Source organism: Streptomyces sparsus (assembly GCF_054776295.1).
Genome location: NZ_BAAHCA010001027.1, coordinates 1 through 1,603, shown reverse-complemented (window position 1 = coordinate 1,603; position 1,603 = coordinate 1). Strand labels below are relative to the sequence as shown.

The window sequence follows — 1,603 nt, the reverse complement described above, 5'->3', positions numbered from 1 at the left end:
GGCCTTCGAGTCGACCCGCGACCTGTGGCGGCAGGTGCCGGTCGACGAGCTGTTCCCGCCCACGCTGACCGGCGACGGCGCCGGCCCCGGCGGAGCCGACCGCCGCTGGATCCGGGTGGCCGTCGCCCCCGACAGCGGCTGCGCACGCGCCTTCGACGAACTGCTCACCAAGGCGCTCTCCCCAGTCGGTTGCCGCCGCCTGGTCCGTGCCACCTACGTCGACGAGACCACCACCAGCGTCACCACCGTCGGGCTGCTCTTCACCCGGTCCGACTCCGCCGGCATGCGCGAACTCCGCGACCGGTTCGCAGGGGAGAACCTCACCGAGCGCACCGACCTGATGCCCCGCCCCTACGCGGCCCGCGGCACCGACGCCGCCGAGTTCGGCGACGCCCAGCGAGCCACCTGGACGATCCGGGTCCGCAGCGACGCCCCCGTCGTGGTGTTCGCGGTGACCGGGTTCGCCGACGGACGCACCGTCAGCGACCCGCAGTCCGCCGCCAACGCCACCGCCGAAGGTGAGACCACCGCGCCCGCCCAGGCCGGCCTCGGCCACGACGCGCAGGGCATCGCCGACCGCGTGGAACGCGTCGTACGGCCGCCCGCCGCCGCCCGCAAGGAGAACGCCCTGTGACCGCCGCCCGCCGCGTCGCCGTGCTGCTCGCCGCTGTCGCCCTGGTACTGCCGGCAGCCGGGGTCGCTCATGCCGACACCATCCGGGAACGCCAGTGGCCGCTGGAAGCGGTCGGAGCGGAGGACGCCTGGCAGACCACCAAGGGGGCCGGCGTCACCATCGCGGTGCTCGACACCGGCGTGGACGACACCCACCCGGACCTGCGCGGCGCGGTGCTGCCCGGCAAGGACGTCGTCGGGTTCGGCGCGGGCCGCGGCGACCGCTCCTGGGCCCGGCACGGCACCGCCATGGCCGGCATCATCGCCGGCCGCGGGCACGGGCGGAACGGGGAGGACGGCGTCATGGGCATCGCGCCGGAGGCCACGATCCTGCCGGTGCGCGTCCTGCTGGAGGACGGGGACCCCGAACGCAAGCGGGCCCGCAGCGCCCGCAGCGGTGCCCTGGCCGAGGGCATCCGCTGGGCCGCCGACCGGGGAGCGGACGTCATCAACCTCTCCCTCGGCGACGACAGCGCCTCCGCGCACCCCGACCCGCGGGAGGACGCCGCGGTCAGGTACGCGCTGCGCAAGGGGTCCGTGGTCGTGGCCTCGGCGGGCAACGGCGGCGAGGAGGGCGACCGGGCCTCGTACCCGGCCGCCTACCCCGGCGTGATCGCGGTCACGGCCGTCGACCGCTACGGCGCCCGGGCGTCCTTCTCCACCCGCCGCTGGTACGCCACCGTCAGCGCTCCCGGCAAGGACGTGGTGATAGCGGATCCGGACGGCACCTACTACTCGGGCTGGGGCACCAGCGCCGCCGCCGCCATGGTCTCGGGGGTCGCCGCGCTGGTCCGCGCCTCCTACCCCGACCTCAGCCCGGCACAGGTCAAGTCGCTGCTCGCGGACACGGCCCGCGACACCCCGGCCGGGGGCCGCAGCGACGCCCTCGGCACCGGCCTGGTCGACGCCGCCGCGGCGGGGGAGGTCGCCG

At 76.4% G+C, this 1,603-nt stretch carries 2 protein-coding genes; both read left to right on the top strand.

The features are described 5' to 3' along the window. The coding region (locus tag ACYVE9_RS26010; RefSeq protein ID WP_461030343.1) for a hypothetical protein at window positions 1–634 on the top strand (634 nt) is incomplete at its 5' end. Then, the coding region (gene mycP, locus ACYVE9_RS26005) for a type VII secretion-associated serine protease mycosin (RefSeq protein WP_461030342.1) at window positions 631–1,603 on the top strand (973 nt) is incomplete at its 3' end. The genes ACYVE9_RS26010 and mycP, both read left to right, overlap by 4 nt.